At 73.1% G+C, this 22389-nt stretch carries 17 protein-coding genes and 1 other RNA gene; 16 read left to right on the top strand and 2 right to left on the bottom strand.

Features of this window, described 5'->3' with window-relative positions:
• Positions 1 to 106: 106 nt before the first annotated feature.
• Positions 107 to 501: a transfer-messenger RNA gene (ssrA, locus tag IAG43_RS11870) on the top strand.
• 79 nt (positions 502 to 580) lie between these two features.
• Here ssrA and IAG43_RS11865 read toward each other — a convergent pair.
• Positions 581 to 1885 carry an MFS transporter gene (locus IAG43_RS11865; RefSeq protein ID WP_246574263.1) on the bottom strand — a complete coding sequence of 435 codons (1305 nt, stop codon included), beginning with the start codon at positions 1883 to 1885 and terminating at the stop codon, positions 581 to 583.
• 83 nt (positions 1886 to 1968) lie between these two features.
• Between IAG43_RS11865 and IAG43_RS11860 the strand changes: the two genes are divergently transcribed.
• The 9 genes from IAG43_RS11860 to IAG43_RS11820 all read left to right on the top strand — a co-directional run bounded on the left by IAG43_RS11860 (position 1969) and on the right by IAG43_RS11820 (position 13571).
• A complete protein-coding gene (locus IAG43_RS11860) occupies positions 1969 to 2982 on the top strand; it encodes a LysR family transcriptional regulator (protein WP_187740717.1) in 1014 nt (337 codons plus the stop codon).
• Positions 2983 to 3076: 94 nt separating this feature from the next.
• A complete protein-coding gene (locus IAG43_RS11855) occupies positions 3077 to 4429 on the top strand; it encodes a nitrate/nitrite transporter (protein ID WP_187740716.1) in 1353 nt (450 codons plus the stop codon).
• Between the two features lie 171 nt (positions 4430 to 4600).
• The gene (locus IAG43_RS11850) at positions 4601 to 5749 is read left to right on the top strand and encodes a uroporphyrinogen-III synthase (RefSeq protein ID WP_187740715.1); all 1149 of its coding nucleotides are present in this window, start codon (positions 4601 to 4603) and stop codon (positions 5747 to 5749) included.
• A gap of 149 nt (positions 5750 to 5898) precedes the next feature.
• Positions 5899 to 6552 (top strand): CGNR zinc finger domain-containing protein, encoded by a 654-nt coding sequence (locus IAG43_RS11845; protein WP_187740714.1) that lies wholly within the window; start codon positions 5899 to 5901, stop codon positions 6550 to 6552.
• 256 nt (positions 6553 to 6808) lie between these two features.
• Positions 6809 to 7429 (top strand): sigma-70 family RNA polymerase sigma factor, encoded by a 621-nt coding sequence (locus tag IAG43_RS11840; RefSeq protein WP_187740713.1) that lies wholly within the window; start codon positions 6809 to 6811, stop codon positions 7427 to 7429.
• Positions 7426 to 8247 (top strand): anti-sigma factor family protein, encoded by an 822-nt coding sequence (locus tag IAG43_RS11835; protein WP_187740712.1) that lies wholly within the window; start codon positions 7426 to 7428, stop codon positions 8245 to 8247. Before IAG43_RS11840 ends, IAG43_RS11835 begins: the two co-directional genes overlap by 4 nt.
• A gap of 409 nt (positions 8248 to 8656) precedes the next feature.
• Positions 8657 to 10999, top strand: a complete 2343-nt coding sequence (locus IAG43_RS11830; RefSeq protein ID WP_187740711.1) for a HelD family protein — start codon at positions 8657 to 8659, stop codon at positions 10997 to 10999.
• Between the two features lie 521 nt (positions 11000 to 11520).
• Positions 11521 to 12954 carry an NAD-dependent malic enzyme gene (locus tag IAG43_RS11825; protein WP_187740710.1) on the top strand — a complete coding sequence of 478 codons (1434 nt, stop codon included), beginning with the start codon at positions 11521 to 11523 and terminating at the stop codon, positions 12952 to 12954.
• Positions 12955 to 13289: 335 nt separating this feature from the next.
• On the top strand, positions 13290 to 13571 hold the full coding sequence (locus IAG43_RS11820; RefSeq protein WP_004571953.1) for an HU family DNA-binding protein: 282 nt from the start codon (positions 13290 to 13292) through the stop codon (positions 13569 to 13571).
• Positions 13572 to 14447: 876 nt separating this feature from the next.
• On the opposite strand, the gene murA is transcribed toward IAG43_RS11820, so the two are convergent.
• On the bottom strand, positions 14448 to 15788 hold the full coding sequence (gene murA / locus IAG43_RS11815) for a UDP-N-acetylglucosamine 1-carboxyvinyltransferase (RefSeq protein WP_187740709.1): 1341 nt from the start codon (positions 15786 to 15788) through the stop codon (positions 14448 to 14450).
• 252 nt (positions 15789 to 16040) lie between these two features.
• Here murA and IAG43_RS11810 point away from each other — a divergent pair, with 252 nt between their 5' ends.
• The 6 genes from IAG43_RS11810 (at position 16041) to IAG43_RS11785 (ending at position 22144) form a co-directional block, all read left to right on the top strand.
• Positions 16041 to 16601 (top strand): YqgE/AlgH family protein, encoded by a 561-nt coding sequence (locus IAG43_RS11810; protein WP_187740708.1) that lies wholly within the window; start codon positions 16041 to 16043, stop codon positions 16599 to 16601.
• A 102-nt stretch (positions 16602 to 16703) separates the two neighbouring features.
• Positions 16704 to 16994, top strand: coding sequence for a DUF3039 domain-containing protein (locus tag IAG43_RS11805; RefSeq protein ID WP_187740707.1), 291 nt, complete (start codon positions 16704 to 16706; stop codon positions 16992 to 16994).
• Between the two features lie 242 nt (positions 16995 to 17236).
• Positions 17237 to 18541: an extracellular solute-binding protein gene (locus IAG43_RS11800; RefSeq protein ID WP_187740706.1), complete on the top strand. Its 1305-nt coding sequence runs from the start codon at positions 17237 to 17239 to the stop codon at positions 18539 to 18541.
• A 3-nt stretch (positions 18542 to 18544) separates the two neighbouring features.
• Positions 18545 to 19537 carry a carbohydrate ABC transporter permease gene (locus IAG43_RS11795; protein ID WP_187740705.1) on the top strand — a complete coding sequence of 331 codons (993 nt, stop codon included), beginning with the start codon at positions 18545 to 18547 and terminating at the stop codon, positions 19535 to 19537.
• Positions 19534 to 20385, top strand: coding sequence for a carbohydrate ABC transporter permease (locus tag IAG43_RS11790; protein WP_187740704.1), 852 nt, complete (start codon positions 19534 to 19536; stop codon positions 20383 to 20385). The genes IAG43_RS11795 and IAG43_RS11790 overlap by 4 nt, the downstream gene beginning before the upstream one ends.
• 4 nt (positions 20386 to 20389) lie before the next feature.
• Positions 20390 to 22144, top strand: coding sequence for a beta-N-acetylhexosaminidase (locus IAG43_RS11785; protein WP_187740703.1), 1755 nt, complete (start codon positions 20390 to 20392; stop codon positions 22142 to 22144).
• Positions 22145 to 22389 lie beyond the last annotated feature (245 nt).

Raw genomic sequence — 22389 nt, 5'->3', positions numbered from 1 at the left:
GCGCCTGATCCGGGGCCCGCGCGGGCCCGGCGGAATAGGCTGGCATCGGCGTGCGTTGGTCACGTACGATGGCAACGCCCCTCACGGGGGCTTGAAAAATCAACATGGGGATGATCGGTTTCGACAGCGGATGTCGAGGCAGGGGAAGCGTGTCGAGGAAGCGGCAATGATCTCGTAAACCATATGTCGCAACCAATAATCGCCAATTCCAAGCGCGATAACTCCGAAGCCTTCGCCCTCGCTGCCTGATAAGCAGTAGAGACGAACCTTCACTCATGGAGCGTCAGCCCGGGGCTGTTCCCGACCCGGTTCCTGGCGTCAACTAGGGAACTAAACCTCTAGACCCGGTCACGGGGTCCGGAGGGAAACCAAACAGTGACTGAGCCCGTCGGAGACTTGTCCGCGTGATCTCCGGGGCTGAGAAAATCGCAGCGGACTGCACACGGAGAAGCCCTGGTTCTGCACCGTTGGACGCGGGTTCGATTCCCGCCATCTCCACCGATGGAGCCCTCAGGCCACGGCCGAAGGCTCCGCATCCCATGTGGGCGAAGGCCCGCCGGCAGCAGCCGGCGGGCCTTCGTCATGCCGTCGCGGCCCGTGCCGTGGAGCGCCCGGCCGCGGCCGCCGCCAGTGCCAGGGCCGCCGCGCAGAGCGGCACCGCGTATCCGGCCGCCGGCCCCAGGTGCTCCACCGTCCAGCCCCCGCCCGCCGAGCCTGCGGCGATGCCCCCGAGCAGGGCCGTGACCGCGAGGGTCATGCCCTCGTTCGTCCGGCCCTCCGGCGTCAGCCGCTGCACCCGCGTCATCCCCGTGACCATCGTCGGTGCCGTCGCCGCGCCCGCCACCAGCAGCGACACGGCCACGGCCGGGACCGAGCCGGTCCCCGCGGCGGCCAGCAGCGGCAGGGTCATCAGGGCGGTCATCGCGGCCAGGCACGCCACCAGGCCCACGGACCGCCGGACCCTGCCGTGCACCAGACCGGCCGCGCACGAGCCGGCCGCCATGAGTCCCAGCACCGCCCCGGCCGCCGGGCCGTCGACGAACGCGAGGGTGACGACCTCCACGGACCCGAAGACCGCCCCGGTCGCCAGGAACACCGTGAGCAGGGGCCGCATGCCGGGGGCGCGCAGCGGCGAGCCGGACGCGGCGCGGGGTGCGGGCGGCGGCTCGGTCGAGCGCTGGGCCGTGAACAGCAGCACCCCCGTGAGCAGCAGGAACGCTCCGGTCAGGGTGCCCGCCTGCGGGAAGAGCGCCGAGCACAGGACTGCGGCGAGCACCGGGCCGAGCATGAAGCAGAGCTCGTCGGCGGCCTGTTCGAAGGAGTTCGCCGTGTGCAGGGCGCCCGGGTCGTCCCGGTACAGACGCGCCCAGCGGGCCCGGGCCATGCCGCCGGTGTTGGGGCAGGTCGCGGTCGCCGCGTAGGCGGCGAACAGCGTCCACGCCGGGGCCTCGCGCCAGACGCACACCACCAGCGCCAGCTGCCCGAGGACGGCCAGGGCGGCCGCCGGCACGGCGATCCGCGCCTGCCCGTACCGGTCCACGAGCCGCGCGGTCCACGGCGCCACCAGGGCGGTGACCGCCAGACCGGCCGCCGTCACCGCGCCGGCGAGCGCGTACGAGCCGTACGTGCCGGCGACCATGACGACCGCGCTGACGCCGAACATGCCCATCGGCAGCCGGGCGAGCAGGTTCCCCGCGGTGAAGGCACGGGTGCCCGGCACCGCGAACAGCCGGCGGTAGGGGCCCGGAGGTCGGCGGCGCCGGGCCCGCAGCCCCTCCCGGGCCGGGCCGGTCACGGCACGCGGCGCGAAGGCCGGGGCACCCGGCGCGATCACGGGCGGGGCGGCGGGGACGGCCGGGCCGGGCCGGGGGGAGGTGCGGTGCATGGTGCCCACCCTCGTCCGCGCGGCCGCGAGGGGTCCAACACCTGCTCGATGGCGATTCACGCATCCGTGTTGTTGAATGCGCTGTGACCCGAGACATCGACCCCCGGTTGCTGCGCGCCTTCGTCGCCGTCGCCGAGGAACTGCACTTCACCCGGGCCGCCGCCCGCCTCTACACCGCCCAGCAGGCCCTCAGCCGCGACATCGGGCGGCTGGAGCGGGAGCTCGGCGTCGACCTGTTCGTCCGCACCACCCGGCAGGTCGCGCCGACCGCCGACGCCGAGCGCCTGCTGCCCTACGCGCGGCGGCTGCTCCTCGCCCAGGACGAACTGCTCGCCGCCGCCGCGGGCACCGGGCGCCCGCTCCTCGTCGATCTCAACAGCGCGGGCATGACCTCCGGGCGGGTGCTCGCCCTCGCGCGCGAACTGGCCCCGGACTGCGAGCTGATGGCCCGCTACGAGAGCGGTCTCACCGGAGCCGCGGCGGAGATCGCCGCAGGGCGGCTGGACGTGTCCTTCGGCCGCTTCGCCGGACTCGCCCCCGCCGCCCGGACCGCGCTCGACCATCTGCCCGTACGGCTGGAACCGATGGCGGTGCTGCTGCCCGAGGACCATCCGCTCGCCGCCCTGGAACGCGTACCGCTGGACGCACTGGCGGGCGAGAGCGTCTACGCCGGCGCGGGCAACCCGCGCACCCGCGAGTGGACCGACCTCGCCATCCTGCTGTTCGACGGACGGGACGTCGCCGTGGCGCCCCCGGCGCCGATGGCGGTGGGGGCGGAGGAGTTCCGCCGGGTCATGGCCAAGAACCGCACCCCGGTCCTCGCGGTGACCGGCTTCCCCCCGATGCCCGGCACGGTGTGCCGTCCGATCACCGATCCCGTACCGCTCTCCCCGCTGTCCATGGTCTGGCGCAGGGGACTGCGCCACCCCGGTCTCGACGCCCTGCGGACGGCCGCCGCCCGCCTCGCGGCCGACGAGGGATGGCTGCGCCGCACGCCGGGGGAGTGGCTGCCGGACCAGGACGCCGCCGTGATGCGGACCGCCGGCCGCGGTCCCGGCCGCCCGGGGGCCCTCACCGCGGAGGCGCCCGCCGAGTGAGAGCAACGTTTTGCACCGGTCACCTCGTGCCACCGCGCTGAAACGAGCCCTGTCTACCGTCGTGCCCACGACCGGACCCAGGTGGAGGCGCACGATGGCAGGCCGTTGGATCGACGAGTGGGACCCCGAGGACGAGACCTTCTGGAAGACGAAGGGGGAGCGGGTCGCCCGCAGGAACCTCGCCTTCTCGGTGCTCAGCGAGCACATCGGCTTCTCCGTCTGGAGCCTGTGGTCCGTGATGGTCCTCTTCATGGGGCCCGAGTACGGGGTGGACCCCGCCGGCAAGTTCTTCCTGATCGGGACCGCGACCCTGGTCGGCGCGGTGATCCGGGTGCCCTACACCTTCGCCGTCGCCCGCTTCGGCGGCCGCAACTGGACCGTCTTCAGCGCCCTGCTCCTGCTGCTGCCGACCGGAGCCGCCTTCGCCGTCATGGAACCGGGCACCTCCTACGGGACGCTCCTCCTGGTCGCGGCCCTGACGGGTGTCGGCGGCGGCAACTTCGCCTCGTCGATGACGAACATCAACGCCTTCTTCCCGCTCCGGAAGAAGGGCTGGGCGCTGGGCCTGAACGCGGGCGGCGGCAACATCGGCGTCCCCGTCATCCAGCTCGTCGCGCTGCTGATCATCGGCACCGCGGGCGCCGCCCACCCGCGGATCGTGCTCGGCGTCTACATCCCGCTGATCGTCGTCGCGGCGCTCTGCTCGGCGCTGTGGATGGACAACCTGACCCCGGTGAAGAACGACACCGGCGCGTTCAGGTCGGCCTCCAGGGACGGTCACACCTGGATCATGGCCTTCCTCTACATCGGAACCTTCGGCTCGTTCATCGGCTACAGCTTCGCCTTCGGCCTGGTCCTCCAGACCCAGTTCGGGCGCACCCCGCTGGAGGCGGCGTCGCTGACCTTCATCGGCCCGCTGCTCGGCTCGCTGATCAGGCCGGTCGGCGGACTGCTCGCGGACCGCTTCGGCGGAGCCCGCATCACCCTGTGGAACTTCGTGGCGATGGCCGCCGCGACGGGGGTCGTGATCGCCGCCTCGCTCCAGGAGTCGCTGCCGGTCTTCCTCGTGGGCTTCACGGCGCTCTTCGTGCTCAGCGGCCTCGGCAACGGCTCCACCTTCAAGATGATCCCGGGCATCTTCCAGAACAAGGCCCTCGCCCTGGGCATGACCGGCGACGCCGCCGCCACCTACGGACGCCGGCTCTCCGGCGGCTCGATGGGGCTCATCGGAGCGGTGGGCGGCATCGGCGGCCTCGCCATCAACCTGGCCTTCCGCCAGTCCTTCCAGACGGCCGGCACCGGCACCTCCGCCTTCGTCGCCTTCCTCGGCTACTACGCCCTCTGCTGCCTGGTCACCTGGGCGGTATACCTTCGCCGGCCGGTCACGGTCCCCGTCCGCACGGCACGGAACGAGACGGCGCCCGAACCCGAGTACGCCCGGGTGTGACACGGCGTTCCGCGCGGCGGCGTCAGGGGCCACCCGCGTAACAGCAGGGAAATATGAGCGATCCGGGCCTGTCACGCACCTTTGACAGGCTCGGTCGCCAGTTCACCGCCCCGCGGGGCACGGCCCGCGAGGGCGCGCCGCGACCGGGCTCATCCAGTGGGGACGACTGAGATGCACGACCACGGCCAACCGCACGGCCCCCTCGCGGGCTTCACCGTCGGCGTCACCGCCGCCCGCCGCGCCGACGAACTCGGCGCGCTGCTCCAGCGGCGCGGCGCCGCCGTCGTGCACGCACCCGCGCTGCGCATCGTGCCGCTGGCGGACGACGCGGAACTGCTCGCCGCCACCAAGGAACTGATCGGCCACGCGCCCGACATCGTCGTCGCCACCACCGCGATCGGCTTCCGGGGCTGGGTGGAGGCGGCGGACGGCTGGGGCATCGGAGAACAGCTGCTGGACCGGCTGCGCGGGGTCGAACTGCTCGCCCGCGGGCCCAAGGTGAAGGGCGCCATCCGGGCGGCCGGACTCACGGAGGAGTGGTCGCCGGCCTCCGAGTCCATGGCCGAGGTCCTCGACCGGCTGCTGGAGCAGGGCGTGGCGGGCCTCCGCATCGCCCTCCAGCTGCACGGCGAGCCGCTGCCCGGATTCGTCGAGTCGCTGCGGGCCGCCGGCGGCGACGTGGTCCTCGTCCCCGTCTACCGCTGGATGGCCCCGGAGGATCTCGGCCCGCTCGACCGGCTGCTCGACGCCACCCTCGCCCGCGCACTCGACGCCGTCACCTTCACCAGCGCCCCCGCCGCGGTCTCCCTGCTCTCCCGGGCGGAGAGCAGGGGGGTGCTCCCGGAACTGCTGCGCACCCTCGACCACGACGTGCTCGCGGCCTGCGTCGGCCCGGTCACGGCACTCCCGCTGCAGGCGGCCGGGGTCAACACCGTCCAGCCGGAACGCTTCCGGCTCGGTCCCCTCGTCCAACTGCTCGGCACCGAGCTGCCCGCCCGGGCGAGGGTGCTGCCGGTCTCCGGGCACCGGGTCGAGATCCGCGGTCACGCCGTGCTGGTCGACGAGGAGCTGAGGCCCGTGCCGCCCGCCGGCATGGCCCTGATGCGGGCCCTGTCCGACCGGCCCGGCTGGGTCGTCTCCCGCGCCGACCTGCTGCGCGCGCTGCCCGGCTCGGGCAAGGACGAGCACGCGGTCGAGACGGCCATGGCCCGGCTCCGTACGGCCCTGGGCACGCCCAAGCTGATCCAGACGGTCGTCAAGCGCGGCTACCGGCTGGCCCTGGACCCCGCGGCGGCGGCCACCAAGTACGACGGGCCCTGACCCGGACTCCCGCGACCGGTCCCGGCGGTGCGGGCCCGGTCCCGGCCGCGCGGGCAGACCGGTGCGGGGGAGGTCTTCCGGGCGTCACCGCGGGCGGGCACTCTGGGGAGTGACACCCGGCGGTGAGACGACCGAGGCGGTGACAGGGCATGGCGGTCGGTGCGGGCCCCTCCCGGACCAGGCGACAGCGCGGCACACCATGGCGGTTCGACTCGGGACGCGTCTGCCTCGACCTGCTCGCGACGGCGCCGGGACCGGGCGGCCCGGGCGTGCAGCCGCCCGGTGAACCGCTCGCCGGAGCGGGCCGGCTCGCCTCCTGGCTGGTCGGTGCCGGACTCGTCCCGGCGTCCACCCGGCTCACCGGGCTCGACGGCGGATGGGTCGACGGCTTCGTCGAACTGCGCCGCTGCGTCCGCCGGCTGATGGGCGCCGCGCTCGACGGGGACCTGCCGGGACCGGCCTGGGACCCCGTCCTCGCGACGGTCAACGCCCTCGCGGGCGAACCCCCGCCCGGGATCAGGGCCGTACGCGAGGAGGACGGCACCCTGGTGCGCGCCCTGTGCGCCGCGCCCGGCCTCGACGCGCTGCTCGCCGTCGTCGCCCGCGACGCCGTCGAACTGCTCACCGACCCCGTCGCCCGCGGCCGTCTGAGGCGCTGCGAGGGCGACAGCTGCGACCGCGTCTACCTCGACACCTCCCGCGGCGGGCGCCGGCGCTGGTGCTCCAGCGAGGTGTGCGGCAACCGCGAGCGGGTCGCCCGCCACCGGCGCCGGACGACCGCACCGTCCGGCAAACGGCCCTGACGGGCCGTCGCCCGAAGGTTCGGGGGGGCGGTGGTCCGGTGGTTCGCGGTCCGGTGGCTTTACGGTCCGGCGCCCCGGGTCCGCCGGCCCGCCGTTCGGCGCGGCTCCGCGCACCTCCCGCGGCGCCGAAACCCGTTCCGCGGAAAAGATCTTGAAGTTTCTTCGCCCCGCGTTGAGTGATCCTCCGGCCCACCCCGTAGTTCAGGGGGACAAGCAGCAGCCGTGCAGTGAGCAGGGTCTCGACCGGGAGGTTCAGGTGCGCAAGGATGCCGCCGTGGCCGATGACCGTCCGCAACGGGCCCGCCATCGCAGAGGGCATCTCCCGCGTCCCGGAGGCTCCGGGGAGGAGAAGCCGCCCACCGACACCTCCGTCCCCGACGAGGAGTTGATGCGCGCGCTCTACCGCGAACACGCCGGACCGTTGCTCGCCTACGTACTGCGCCTCGTCGCCGGCGACCGCCAGCGCGCCGAGGACGTCGTACAGGAGACGCTCATCCGTGCCTGGAAGAACGCCGGCCGGCTCAACCGGGCCACCGGCTCTGTCCGACCCTGGCTGGTGACGGTCGCCCGTCGCATCGTCATCGACGCGCACCGCAGCCGGCAGGCCCGGCCGCAGGAGGTCGATCCGTCGCCGCTGGAGGTCATGCCCGCGGAGGACGAGATCGACAAGGCGTTGTGGCTCATGACGCTCTCGGATGCGCTCGACGATTTGACACCCGCTCACCGGGAAGTCCTTGTCGAGACGTATTTCAAGGGGCGTACGGTCAATGAGGCGGCCGAAACGCTCGGCATACCCAGCGGGACCGTGCGGTCCCGCGTGTTCTACGCACTGCGTTCCATGAAGCTCGCTCTGGAGGAGAGGGGGGTCTCGGCGTGACCAGGTACGAGCAGGAGTCCGTGCACGACGCCGTCGGCGCGTATGTGCTCGGAGTGCTCGACGAAGCGGACGCCTCCGCCTTCGAGGCGCATCTGGCCGGGTGCGACCTGTGCGCCGCCCGTCTCGACGAGTTCTCCGGCATGGAACCGATGCTGGCGATGCTGGCGGACGCGCCCCCGGCGGCCGCGCCGCCCCAGGGCGACCCCTGGGGCATGGCCGGAGCGGCCGACTTCCCGCCGCCGAGGCCCGCACCGGTGGTCCCCGCCTCGCCGAGCCCCCGGGTCCTCGACGGGCTGCTCGACGAGGTGGCGGTCAAGCGGGCGGCGAAGCGCCGTCGCGGGATGTACCTGCTCGCCGCCTGCGCCGCGCTGATCATCGGCGGCCCGGCGGTCGCGGTCGTCGTCACGGCGGACGACACCCGCAGCAGCCGGGCGGCCGACCCCCACCCCACCAGCCCCGCCGAGGACGCCTTCTTCCACCACATGGAGGAGAAGGTCGAGGGCAGCGACGCGACGACCAGGGTCAGCGCCGTCGTCGGCCTGGAGAAGAAGGGCTGGGGCACCCACACCGTCCTGGAGCTGAAGAACGTCAAGGGCCCCCTCAAGTGCAGCCTGGTCGCCGTCTCGACCACGGGCGAGGAGGAGGTCGTCACCTCCTGGGCGGTCCCCGAGTGGGGATACGGCATCGAGGACAGCCCGCACGAGGCGGCCAGGAACCCGCTCTACGTCCACGGCGGCGCGGCCATGGACCGCGACGAGATCGACCGCTTCGAGGTCCGCACCTTCGACGGCACCCGCCTGGTGGAGGTCGACGCGTAGCCACCCGGCGCCGGCCGCCTCCCCCGGTCCCCCGAGGCCCGGGGCGTTCGCATGCCCGCACGGCGGCGGGGCCGGTGGTGCGCGGGCGGGCTCCGTGGTGCGCGGCGCCGCCCGCCCGCGCGGGGCCCGTGCCGCGACCCGGAGGCCGGGACCGCACGGCAGGTGCGAGGCACCGTGCCTCTCCGCGCCCCCGGCTGGCGCCGCGCACGCGCCGCGCACGCGCCGCTTGCGCGCCGCGGGCGTCCGGGCCCTGCCCCGGACGGGTTCCGTACGGGTTCCGGACCGTGCCGCAGGCCGGACACAGGTGCAATCCCCACCCCCCTTGCCGTACGGTTGACGGCTGCCCAGTGCACGTCAGAAGGGGGCCTCGGTGGCCGCGCAGGATGCCGCTGATTCCGTAGTCGATTCCGTGACCGTTCCGGCGGCCGCGTCCGCCGCCGATTCGGTGCGAGACCGTGAGATCGGCGTCGAACAGGTCCATCTGGACCGGGTCTACCGCCGTCTGGAGGAGAAGATCCACGAGGCGGAGTTCCTGATGGACGACGCCGCCAAGCGGGGCCAGGTCGGCACGCCCGGCGCGCTCGCCGAGCGGGACGCCCAGGTCTTCCGTGCCGGCGTCCACCTCAACCGGCTCAACAACGAGTTCGAGGACTTCCTCTTCGGCAGGATCGACCTGCTGTACGGCAAGGACGGCGAACGGGGCCCCGACGGCGCCCACACCTCCGTGGAGCCCGCCGACGACGCGGTCCGTGACGACGGCACCGCCCCGATCGGCGAGACCCTCCACATCGGCCGGATCGGCGTGCTCGACGCCGACTACGCGCCGCTCGTGATCGACTGGCGCGCCCCGGCCGCGGCCCCCTTCTACCGGTCCACACCGGTCGAGCCCGGCCGGGTCGTGCGGCGCCGGGTCATCCGCTCGCGCGGGCGCAAGGTCCTCGGCGTCGAGGACGACCTGATGCGCCCCGAGCTCACCGCCTCCCTCGACGGCGCCCCGCTGGCCGTCGTCGGCGACGGCGCCCTGATGGCCGCCCTGGGCCAGGCCCGCAGCCACACCATGCGCGACATCGTCGCCTCCATCCAGGCCGAGCAGGACCTGGTCATCCGGGCCCCCGCCGCGTCCGTCACGTACGTGGAGGGCGGCCCCGGCACCGGGAAGACGGCCGTGGCCCTGCACCGGGCGGCCTACCTCCTCTACAAGGACCGGCGCAGATACTCCGGCGGCATCCTCATCGTCTCGCCGACGCCGCTGCTGGTCGCCTACACCGAGGGCGTGCTGCCCTCGCTCGGCGAGGAGGGCCAGGTCGCCATCCGCGCCGTCGGCTCACTCGTCGACGGGGCCGAGGCCACCGCGTACGACGAACCGGCGGTCGCCCGCGTCAAGGGCTCCTCCCGGATGCTGAAGGTGCTGCGCAAGGCGGCCAGGGGCGCGCTGGAGCAGCCGTCCGCGCCCGCCGGGGGACAGCTCGCCCTGGGGGAGGAGCCCGCGGCGACGACCACCCCCGACCGGCTGCGGGTGGTGGTCTTCGGCCGCCGCCTGGAGCTGGAGGCCGACGAACTCCAGCGCATCCGGCACAACGCCCTCGGCGGCACCACGCCCGTCAACCTGCTCCGCCCGCGGGCCCGCCGGCTGCTGCTGGACGCCCTCTACGCCAAGTCGGGAGCCGCCGGCCGGCACCCGGGCGACCCCGAGCTCGCCGCCGAGCTGCGCTCCTCCTTCGACGAGGACGTCACGTCGGAGGACAGCTTCCTCGCCTTCCTCGACGCCTGGTGGCCCGAGCTGACCCCCCGCGGGGTGCTGGCCGCCATGGCGGACGAGCGGCGCCTCGGCCGCTGGGCCCGGCGGGTCCTCAACCCCGGTGAGGTGCGCCGGCTCGCCCGGTCGCTGCGGCGCGAGGCGCTGTCGGTCCACGACGTCGCCCTGCTCGACGAGCTCGGTGCGCTGCTCGGCGCGCCCGCGCGGCCCCGCAGGAAGCGCGAGTTCGACCCGCTGGACCAGCTCACCGGCCTGGAGGAGCTGATGCCGCAGCGCGAGGAGTCGCAGCGGGAGCGCGCCGAGCGGCTGGCCGCCGAACGCACCGAGTACGCCCACGTCATCGTCGACGAGGCGCAGGACCTGACCCCGATGCAGTGGCGCATGGTCGGCCGTCGCGGCCGCCACGCGACCTGGACCGTGGTCGGCGACCCCGCGCAGTCCTCCTGGTCCTCGCCCGACGAGGCCGCCGAGGCGCGGGACGAGGCGCTCGGCACCCGACCCCGGCGGCGTTTCGAGCTGACGGTGAACTACCGCAACCCGGCCGAGATCGCCGAGCTCGCGGCGAAGGTCCTCGCGCTGGCGATGCCCGGGATGCGCTCGCCCGCCGCGGTGCGTTCCACCGGCGTGCGCCCCCGTTTCGCGGTGGTGCCCGACGGCGGCGACCTCGCGGACACCGTGCGCTCCGAGGCGGAGCGGCTGCTGGACTCGGTGGACGGCACGGTCGGCGTCGTGGTGGCGATGCACCGCCGCGAGCAGGCCGCCCGCTGGCTCGCCGGCCTCGGCGAGCGGGTGGTGGCGCTCGGTTCGCTGGAGGCGAAGGGCCTGGAGTACGACGCCACGGTCGTGGTCTCGCCGGCCGAGATCGCCGACGAGAGCCCCGCCGGACTGCGGGTGCTGTACGTGGCCCTCACCCGGGCGACGCAGCAGCTCACCGTCGTCTCGGCGCGCCGGGACCAGCCGGACGGGGACGGGGTCCCCGACCTGCTGCGGGACTGACGGAACGGCCCGCGGGCGCCGCGGGCCGGCTCCCGCGGGCGGCCGCGCCGTCCGGGTGGCTCCCGGCGGGCGCTCCGCACGGGGCCGCGCGGACTGACGGCGAGTCAACGTGCCGCAGGGGAATCACTTCCCCGGGTGGTGCGTTAGCCTGGGTGTGGCACCGGCTCGATCCAAGCCCCCGGGCCCAACCTTCGTCGCTACGAGCGACCACTTGCCGCGAGGCGAGCATGGCGGGTCGGTGCCACTTCTTCCGGACAGAGGTCCGGGTCACCCCTCGGTGACCCGGACCTCTTCCGTTTCGCCGGCCTCCGCCGTTTCGCGGACCTCTTCCGCTTCCCGGTCTTCTGCTGCGCGGCGCGATCCCGTAGGCTGCTTCTCGTATCGTGGAAGATACTTTCCGAAAACTAAATGACCGCATTACCTGCTACTCGCGGGTAGGTGTCACCATCGGAGAGCGCTGCCCGGGCCCCGGCCGCGGTGCCGCGCAGCAGCGAAGCTAGGGAAAGCAGAGGAACCCGGTCATGGCAACGGCGCCAAGCGTCTCGTACTCGATGACGGTCCGGCTGGAGGTGCCCGCGAGCGGAACCGCGGTCTCCCAGCTCACCACCGCCGTGGAATCCTCCGGCGGGTCCGTGACCGGCCTCGACGTGACCGCATCCGGCCACGAGAAGCTGCGCATCGACGTCACGATCGCCGCGAGCTCCACCGCGCACGCCGACGAGATCGTCGAGGGCCTGCGGGACATCGAGGGCGTCGTCCTCGGCAAGGTCTCCGACCGTACGTTCCTGATGCACCTCGGCGGCAAGATCGAGATGGCGTCCAAGCACCCCATCCGCAACCGCGACGACCTGTCGATGATCTACACCCCGGGTGTGGCGCGGGTCTGCATGGCCATCGCCGAGAACCCCGAGGACGCCCGCCGGCTCACCATCAAGCGCAACTCCGTTGCAGTGGTGACGGACGGATCGGCCGTGCTCGGCCTCGGCAACATCGGCCCCAAGGCCGCGCTGCCCGTCATGGAGGGCAAGGCCGCCCTCTTCAAGCGGTTCGCCGGCATCGACGCCTGGCCGATCTGCCTGGACACCCAGGACACCGACGCCATCGTCGAGATCGTCAAGGCCATCGCGCCCGGCTTCGCGGGCATCAACCTGGAGGACATCTCCGCGCCGCGCTGCTTCGAGATCGAGGCCCGGCTGCGCGAGGCCCTGGACATCCCCGTCTTCCACGACGACCAGCACGGCACCGCGATCGTCGTCCTCGCCTCCCTCACCAACGCCCTGCGTGTGGTGGGCAAGTCGGTCTCCGACGTGCGCGTGGTCATGTCCGGCGCGGGCGCGGCCGGCACCGCGATCCTCAAGCTGCTGCTGGCGGCCGGCGTCAAGCACGCCGTCGTCGCCGACATCCACGGAGTGGTGCACGCGGACCGCGAGGACCTGGTGAACGCCGCCGTCGACTCGCCGCTGCGCTGGATCGCCGACAACACCAACCCGGAGGGCGTCACCGGCACCCTCAAGGAAGCGGTCGTGGGCGCCGACGTGTTCATCGGCGTCTCGGCCCCCAACGTCCTCGGCGCCGAGGACGTGGCCGCGATGGCGGACGGCGCCATCGTGTTCGCGCTCGCGAACCCGGACCCCGAGGTCGACCCGGCAATCGCACGCCAGACGGCGGCAGTTGTGGCCACCGGGCGGTCGGACTTCCCCAACCAGATCAACAACGTGCTGGTCTTCCCGGGTGTGTTCCGCGGTCTGCTGGACGCCCAGTCGCGCACCGTCAACACCGAGATGATGCTCGCGGCCGCGGCCGCGCTCGCGAACGTCGTCACGGACGACGAGCTCAACCCGAACTACATCATCCCCTCCGTCTTCAACGACAAGGTCGCGGGTGCCGTCGCCGGTGCCGTACGCGACGCCGCGAAGGCCGCGGGCGCGGGTGTGACGACCACCGCTCAGGCCTGACCCGGCCCGACATACGGCGCGTCGCGGGTCGCAGCATCCCAAATCCCCCTCTAGGGTGGCGGATCATGAGCCCGCGACCGCTCCGAGGAGTCCCGGCACAGTCGACGCAACGTCACCGCGACGGGGCTGTGGCGCTTTTCGTGTGACTCGGGAGAGTGCCGGATTGGCGTTCCCGCCGGTGGTGGGGGCAGGATGCCTATTCGGGCGCGAGGGTCTGACAGCAGACCCGGGTCCGGGGAATGTCCGAGGGCCCTGGCAGCATCAGCTTTGCTGTGCCTCCTGCGGCCCTGCCGCGTGGCACGCCTCAACAGCAAGAAGAACACGGGAGTAACAACATGAACCGCAGTGAGCTGGTGGCCGCGCTGGCCGACCGCGCCGAGGTGACCCGCAAGGACGCCGACGCCGTTCTGGCCGCTCTCGCCGAGACCGTCGGCGAGGTCGTCGCCAAGGGCGACGAGAAGGTCACCATTCCCGGCTTCCTGACCTTCGAGCGCACCCACCGTGCCGCTCGCACCGCTCGCAACCCGCAGACCGGCGACCCCATCCAGATCCCGGCCGGCTACAGCGTGAAGGTCTCCGCGGGCTCGAAGCTCAAGGAAGCCGCCAAGGGCAAGTAAGGCGCCGGGGCGCGTCAGGCGCCCCAGGCACACGGAGGGCGGGCACCGGCATCGGTGCCCGCCCTCCGGCGTTGCGGGGGTGGTGGGGGCGCGGGGGTGGCCGCCTGCGGCGGGCTCCTTCCCCACCCCGCCCCTTCCCACAACCGGGGCTCCGCCCCGGGCCCCGCGCCTCAATCGCCGGCGGGGCTGGGAAGGCGCCTTGGGTGCCGGCGGGGCTGGGGGCTGCCCTTCCCGCAACCGGGGCTCCGCCCCGGGCCCCGCGCCTCCATCGCCGGCGAGGCTGAGAAGGCGCCTCGATCGCCGGCGGGGCTGGGGCCGGGAACGCGCCTCAAGCGCCGTCGCGGGCGGGAGGCGGTATCGGACGTCGTCGTAGTCGGGAAGGCGTATCGGACGCCGGCGGGGCCGGGAACGCGCCTCAAACGCCGGCGCGGTCAGGATGGCGCACCGGGTCCGGCGAAGCCGGAAAGGGCCCGGACGCCGGCGGGGCCGGGAAGGCGCCTCAATCGTCGTCGCGGTCGGGAAGACGCATCGGGGTCCGGCGAAGCCGGGAGGGGCCCGAACGCCGGCGGGGCGGGCAACACGCCTCGAACGCCGTCGGGGCGGGGAACCGCCATGGACGCCGCGAGGCCGGGAAGGAGCGCCGCGCCCGCGGGGCCGGCACCGTCAGCCCGTCCGGCGATTGAGGACACCGCGCGGAGCGCGGTACGGGGGTCCGGGCGGAGCCCGGTTTCGGGAAGGGGCGGGGTGGGGGAGGAGCCCGCCGCAGGCGCCCCGCCCCCGCCCCCGTGCCCGCACACACCACCGGCCCCCGCGGAGCGAACCCCGCGAGGGCCGTGCGTGGGTGGGGGTGCCGCGCACGCGGTGCGCGGCACGGGGTCAGACGAGCGGGCCGCCCGGCAGTTCCACCTTCGCGCCGAGCTTCTCCAGCTTCTCCATGAAGTTCTCGTAGCCGCGGTTGATCAGGTCGATGCCGTGCACCCGGCTCGTCCCCTGCGCCGCGAGGGCGGCGATCAGGTAGGAGAAGCCGCCGCGCAGGTCGGGGATGACCAGGTCCGCGCCCTGGAGCTTGGTGGGGCCGGAGACGACCGCCGAGTGGAGGAAGTTGCGCTGGCCGAAGCGGCAGTCCGAGCCGCCCAGGCACTCGCGGTAGAGCTGGATGTGCGCGCCCATCTGGTTGAGCGCGGACGTGAAGCCGAGGCGCGACTCGTAGACCGTCTCGTGGACGATGGACAGGCCGGTGGCCTGCGTCAGGGCCACCACCAGGGGCTGCTGCCAGTCGGTCTGGAAGCCGGGGTGCACGTCCGTCTCCAGCGCGATGGACGTCAACTGGCCGCCGGGGTGCCAGAAGCGGATGCCCTCGTCGTCGATCTCGAAGGCGCCGCCGACCTTCCGGTACGTGTTGAGGAAGGTCATCATCGAACGCTGCTGTGCGCCGCGGACGTAGATGTTGCCCTCGGTCGCCAGCGCCGCCGACGCCCAGGACGCCGCCTCCAGGCGGTCCGGGAGCGCCCGGTGCGTGTAGCCGCCGAGCTTGTCGACGCCGGTGATCCGGATGGTCCGGTCGGTGTCGACGGAGATGATCGCGCCCATCTTCTGCAGTACGCAGATGAGGTCCTCGATCTCCGGCTCCACCGCCGCGTTGGTGAGCTCGGTGACGCCCTCGGCGAGCACGGCCGTCAGCAGCACCTGCTCGGTCGAGCCGACCGAGGGGTAGGGCAGGCGGATCTTCGTACCGCGCAGCCGCTGCGGGGCCTCCAGGTACTGCCCGTCGGCGCGCTTCTCGATCGTCGCGCCGAACTGCCGCAGCACGTCGAAGTGGAAGTCGATCGGCCGGCCGCCGATGTCGCAGCCGCCGAGGCCGGGGATGAAGGCGTGGCCCAGCCGGTGCAGCAGCGGGCCGCAGAACAGGATCGGGATGCGCGACGAACCGGCGTGGGCGTCGATGTCGGCGACGTTCGCGCTCTCGACGTGCGTCGGGTCGAGGACCAGCTCGCCGGGCTCCTCGCCCGGACGGACCGTGACGCCGTGGAGCTGGAGCAGCCCCCGCACGACTCTCACGTCACGGATGTCGGGCACATTGCGCAGCCGGCTCGGCTCGCTGCCGAGGAGCGCGGCGACCATCGCCTTGGGCACGAGGTTCTTCGCGCCGCGGACGCGGATCTCGCCCTCGAGCGGGGTGCCGCCGTGGACAAGCAGTACATCGTCTGTGCCGGTCATGAATCTCGCGTTCCGGAGTCGTGGTCGGGTGGCCAGTGAAAAGGGTAAGGGGCCGGAGGCCCTGTCAGGTAAGGGCGAGGCGGCCCTTGGTACGTAATGAAACGGGCACAACACGGTGCGTCGGCGCGTTCTCGCTCACGGTCACGGAGGCCGGCGGGCGTCCGCCGGCCGCGCGGCACGCCGCGACCTGCGCACCCGTCGACTGTGCCGCTGTGGCCACGCGGAGGGCGAAGATGCGGGATCATGTGTCGCATGACCGAGGTGTCCTCGCTCACAGGGCGGCTGCTCGTCGCCACTCCTGCCCTCGCGGATCCGAACTTCGACCGCGCGGTGGTCCTGCTGCTCGACCACGACGACGAGGGCTCGCTCGGTGTGGTGCTGAACCGCCCGACGCCGGTCGGCGTGGTGGACATCCTCGAGTCCTGGGCCGCGCTCGCGGGCGAACCCGGCGTGGTCTTCCAGGGCGGACCGGTCTCGCTGGACTCCGCGCTCGGGGTGGCGGTGATCCCCGGTGACGAGGGGCCGCTGGGCTGGCGCCGGGTGTACGGGGCGATCGGCCTGGTCGACCTGGAGGCGCCCCCCGAGCTGCTGGGTTCGGCCCTCGGCTCGCTGCGGATCTTCGCCGGCTACGCGGGGTGGGGACCCGGGCAGCTGGAGGGCGAGCTGGAGGAGGGGGCCTGGTACGTCGTGGAGTCGGAGCCGGGCGACGTGTCCTCGCCCACGCCCGAGGGCCTGTGGCGTTCGGTGCTCCGGCGCCAGCGCAGCGAACTGGCCATGTTCGCGACGTATCCGGACGACCCGAGCCTCAACTGAGATTCCCGGCGGCGGCCGGCGCCGGCGGGTGGCCGGACCGGCGGGCCGGTGCGGCGGGGCCTCGCTCCCGTACGGGCCCGTGCGTGGGTACCCTTGGAGCTCATGAGCACTCTTGAGCCCGAGCGCGGGACAGGCACCGGGACCCTCGTAGAGCCGACGCCGCAGGTGTCGAACGGCGACGGCGACCACGAGCGCTTCGCCCATTACGTCCAGAAGGACAAGATCATGGCGAGTGCCCTCGACGGCACTCCCGTGGTGGCGCTGTGCGGAAAGGTCTGGGTGCCGGGGCGCGACCCCAAGAAGTACCCGGTCTGTCCGATGTGCAAGGAGATCTACGACTCGATGGGCTCCGGCGGCGGCGACAAGGGCAAGGGCGGCGGCGACAAGAAGTAGCCCCGGCCCTCCACCGGTTCCGCAACGGCCCCCGGGCGCGCCAGGCGCGCCCGGGGGCCGTTGCGCGTTCCCGGCCCGCCCGTCCGGCGGCGCGTTGCACGGGCTGCGTCTGCTGGTCACAGAGTGGTTGAGACCTCTTGTCGGTCCGTTCGCCCGGCCCTAGCCTCCTGCGTGTTGTGCAGCACGAAACACCCGTTGCGCATGTTGCAACGCCCTGTCTGCCCGATCGCAGGAGACCCCGCATGAAGCTCATCGCCAGGTTCACCGCCCCGGTCGCCGCGCTCGCGCTGGCCGGCCTCACGGCGACCGCCTGCGCCCCGCAGACCTCCGACAACGGCGCCGGCCGCGACGACCGGAGCGGCACCCTGCGGGTCTGGCTCTTCCAGGAGGTCAACAACACCCCCAAGGAACAGGTCGTCGACGCCGCCGTCGCCGCGTTCGAGAAGTCCCACGAGGGCACCGAGGTCGAGGTCGAGTACATCCCCGTCGACACCCGGGCCCAGCGCATCAAGGCCGCCTTCAACGACCCCGACAGCGCGCCCGACGTGATCGAGTACGGCAACACCGACACCGCCGGCTACGTCAAGGACGGCGGACTCGCCGACGTCAGCGCCGAGTTCGCCGCCTGGGACGAGGCGAAGGACACCGACCCCACCGCACGGGCGTCGGTCACCGTCGGCGGAAAGGTCTACGGCGCGCCGCTGTTCGTCGGCGTCCGCGCGCTGTACTACCGCACCGACGTCCTCGACGAGCTCGGTCTCGGCGTGCCCACGACCCAGGACGAGCTGATCGCCACCGCGAAGAAGATCCGCAAGGAGCGGCCGGAGCTGTACGGCCTCGCCGTCGGCGGCGCGTACACCTACGGCGCGATGCCCTTCATCTGGGCCAACGGCGGGGAGATGGCCGTGGAGAAGGACGGCACCTGGAAGGCCGCCATCGACGGTGCCGCCGCACAGAAGGGGATCGCCGCCTACACCTCGCTCTTCGGCGACGACAACTGCCCCGCCGCCAAGTGCGCCTCCATGGGCGGCAACGCGACCGCCACCGCCTTCGCGGCCGGCAAGGCGGCCATGGTCATCGGCGGCGACTTCAGCCACCAGGCGATCGAGGCCGGAGCCGTCAAGGGCAAGTACGCGGTCGTCCCGCTGCCCGGACGGAACAAGGGCGAGATCGCCCCCGCGTTCGCCGGCGGCAACAACATCGGCGTCCTGCGCAGCACCGGGCACCGCACCCTCGCCGTCGACCTCATGAAGCGCCTGGCGGGCAAGGAGACCCAGGCCGAACTCTTCGACGCGATGGGCTTCCTGCCCACGTACACCGACGTGCGCGACACCGCGGCGAAGAAGGAGCCGTTCGTCGCCCCCTTCATCGAGACCCTCGCCGCCGACACCAAGTTCGTCCCCGCCTCCCCGGCGTGGGGGCAGATCGACGCCTCCCTGGTGCTGCCGACCATGTTCCAGGAGATCGTCAGCGGCAAGAAGGACGTCCCGGCCGCCGCCGGTGACGCGGCGAAGAAGATGGACGCGGCCTTCGCGTCCGCGGGCTGACCCGTGGCGACCCCCGCGCACGACACCGTCACGGGCACGGGACGCTCCGGCGTCCCCGCCCCGCGGAAGGCCCCGGCGGCCCGCCCCGCGCCGGGCCGCACCCGGCGCGGCGCGGGGCGGCGCGGCGGCGGCTGGACCCCCTGGCTCTACCTGGCGCCCGCCCTCGTCGTCCTGGCGGCCCTGCTCGTCTACCCCATCTACCAGCTCGGGCTGATCTCGTTCCTGGAGTACACCCAGGCCCAGGTCAGCGGCGGCGAACCGACCAGCTTCCAGGGCCTCGGCAACTACCGCACGCTCTTCTCCGACAGCCAGTTCTGGCAGGTCCTGCTGGCGACCGTCGGCTTCGCCGCCGCCTGCGTCCTCGCCACCCTCGCCGTCGGCTGCGCGCTCGCCGTGCTGCTCACCCGGATCAGGGCCGTGCCCCGGCTCGTCCTGATGCTCGCCGCGCTGGGCGCGTGGGCGACACCCGCGATCACCGGCTCGACGGTCTGGGTCTTCCTCTTCGACCCCGACTTCGGCCCCGTCAACAAGGTCCTCGGACTCGGCGACTTCTCCTGGACCTACGGACGCTGGAGCGCCTTCGCGCTGGTCCTCCTCGAGGTCGTGTGGTGCTCGTTCCCCTTCGTCATGGTGACCGTGTACGCGGGCATCAGGGCGATCCCCGGCGAGGTGCTGGAGGCGGCCGCGCTGGACGGCGCCTCCCAGTGGCGCGTCTGGCGTTCCGTCATGGCGCCGATGCTGCGCCCCATCCTCGTCGTCGTCGTCATCCAGTCGATCATCTGGGACTTCAAGGTCTTCACGCAGATCTACGTGATGACGGGCGGCGGCGGCATCGCCGGCCAGAACCTCGTGCTCAACGTCTACGCGTACCAGAAGGCGTTCGCGTCGTCCGAGTACAGCCTGGGATCGGCCATCGGCGTGGTCATGCTGCTGATCCTGCTCGCGGTCACCCTCGTGTACCTGCGACTGCTGCGACGCCAGGGAGAAGAGATATGAGCCTCGTCCCGAGCGGGCTGCGGATCCGCCGCCCCGGCCGTCTCGCCGCGGAGGCGACGGCCCTCGCCGTCGCGCTGGTCGTGGCCTTCCCGCTGTACTGGATGGTCCTCTCCGCCTTCAAGCCGGCCGGTGAGATCCAGTCCACCGACGCGCGCCCCTGGACCCTCTCCCCGTCGCTCGACTCGTTCCGGCGGGTCTTCGAACAGGAGGAGTTCGGGAGGTACTTCGTCAACTCGCTGGTGGTCGCGGTGAGCGTGGTCGTGGCCTCCTCGCTCATCGCCTTCCTCGCCGCCACCGCCGTGACGCGGTTCCGCTTCCGGCTGCGCACCACCCTGCTCATCATGTTCCTCGTCGCGCAGATGGTGCCGATCGAGGCGCTCACCATCCCGCTGTTCTTCCTGATGCGCGACTTCGGCCAGCTCAACACCCTCGGCTCGCTGATCCTGCCGCACATCGCCTTCTCGCTGCCGTTCGCGATCTGGATGCTGCGCGGATTCGTCAAGGCCGTCCCCGAGGCGCTGGAGGAGGCCGCCTACATCGACGGCGCGAGCCGCACCCGGTTCCTGTGGCAGATCCTCTTCCCCCTGGTCTTCCCGGGCCTGGTGGCCACGAGCGTGTTCTCGTTCATCTCGACCTGGAACGACTTCCTCTTCGCCAAGTCGTTCATCATCAGCGACACCTCCCAGTCGACGCTGCCCATGGCGCTGCTGGTCTTCTTCAAGCCGGACGAGAACGACTGGGGAGGCATCATGGCGGGCTCCACCGTGATGACGGTCCCGGTGCTCGTCTTCTTCGTACTCGTACAGCGACGCCTGGTCTCCGGACTCGGCGGAGCAGTGAAGGACTGACGCGATGACCGACACCGGTCCCGACACCCCCACCCCCGCCCCCACGGACGCCGACACCGGTCCCGGCGCCCGCACCTCCACCGGCGCCGGTCCCGGCGCACCGGCCGGGGCCCCCGCGCCCGCCCTCGTCCCCGCGCCCCGCCGCGCCGCCTGGGCGCCGTCCGCGCAGGGGGCGTTCGTCCTCGGACCGCGCACCCGCCTCGACGCCGGACCCGGCACCGAGCGGGCGGCGGGCTGGCTGCGGTCCGCCGTCGGCGCCGCGACCGGCCTGTCCCTCGCCCCCGGCGGGGCGGACGCCGACGGGGCGGACGCGGGCGACGGCCGGCTGGTGCTCGCCGTCGACCCCGAACTGCCCGCCGAGGGCTACCGGATCGCGGTGCGCGAGGACGCCGTGCGCATCGACGGCGGCACCCCGGCGGGTGTCTTCTGGGGCGCCCAGACGCTGCGCCAGCTCCTCGGCCCCGAGGCGTTCCGCAGGGCCCCCCTCCGGCCGGACCGCCGGTGGACCCTGCCGCTGGGCACCGTCGAGGACGCGCCCCGCTTCGGCTGGCGCGGACTGATGCTCGACGTGGCACGGCACTTCATGCCCAAGGACGACGTGCTGCGCCAGCTGGACCTGATGGCGGCCCACAAGCTGAACGTCCTGCACTTCCACCTCACCGACGACCAGGGCTGGCGCATCGAGATCCTGCGCCACCCGCGGCTGACCGAGGTCGGCGCCTGGCGCGCCCGCAGCAAGTACGGGCACCGGTTCTCCGAACTCTGGGACGACACGCCCCACGGCGGCTACTACACCCAGGACGACATCCGCGAGATCGTCGCCTACGCCGCGGAGCGGCACATCACCGTCGTCCCCGAGATCGACGTCCCCGGCCACTCGCAGGCGGCCATCGCCGCCTACCCCGAGCTCGGCAACACCGACGTCGTCGACACCGGGGCCCTGACCGTCTGGGACGACTGGGGCATCAACCCGAACGTCCTCGCCCCCACCGACCGCACCCTCCGGTTCTACGAGGGCGTGCTGGAGGAGGTGCTCGCCCTCTTCCCGTCCGAGTTCGTGCACATCGGCGGCGACGAGTGCCCGAAGGACCAGTGGCGCGCGTCGCCCGCCGCCCAGGCCCGTATCGCCGAACTCGGCGTCGACGGCGAGGACGGCCTCCAGTCCTGGTTCATCCGCCACTTCGACCGCTGGCTCACCGAGCGGGGCCGCCGGCTCATCGGCTGGGACGAGATCCTGGAGGGCGGCCTGGCGCCCGGCGCGGCCGTCTCCTCCTGGCGCGGCTACCGGGGCGGCGTCGCCGCGGCGGAGGCGGGCCACGACGTGGTCATGTGCCCCGAGCAGCAGGTGTACCTGGACCACCGGCAGGCGCCGGGCGACGACGAGCCGATCCCGATCGGCTTCGTGCGGACCCTGGAGGACGTCTACCGCTTCGAGCCCGTCCCGCCGTCCCTGTCGGCCGGTGCCGCGGCCCATGTCATCGGCACCCAGGCCAACGTCTGGACCGAGGTGATGCACAACCGCTCGCGGGTGGACTACCAGGTGTACCCGCGCCTCGCGGCCTTCGCCGAGGTCGCCTGGTCCGCGCTCCCGCCGTCCCACGAAAGGGTGTTCGCCGACTTCGAGCGGCGGATGGAGACCCACTACGCGCGGCTCGACGCCCTGGGCGTCGGCTACCGGCCGCCCGCCGGCCCCCTGCCCTGGCAGCGGCGTCCCGGCGTCGGCGGCCGCCCGCTCGACGGCCCGCCCCCGATGGTCTGAGTCCCGGTCACGGCCCGTGTGACGGCCCGCGTCACGGCTCCCGGCCGCCCCGCCGGGGGCCCGTGCGCGGGCCGCTCACCGCAGCGCGGTCCGTCCGCGGGCGGCCGGGCCGCGGGCCGTTCCCCGCGGCCCGGCGACCCGGCTCCGCTCCCGAGCGAATCGGGTAATCGGGCGGTAAAGGGCGCATGGGGTGAACACCCCTTCGCGGACCCTCTCGACGGACGGCCCGGAAGATGTGCCAGAGT

The organism is Streptomyces genisteinicus, assembly GCF_014489615.1.
Classification (GTDB): domain Bacteria; phylum Actinomycetota; class Actinomycetes; order Streptomycetales; family Streptomycetaceae; genus Streptomyces; species Streptomyces genisteinicus.
This window is presented reverse-complemented; position numbering and strand designations above follow the sequence as displayed.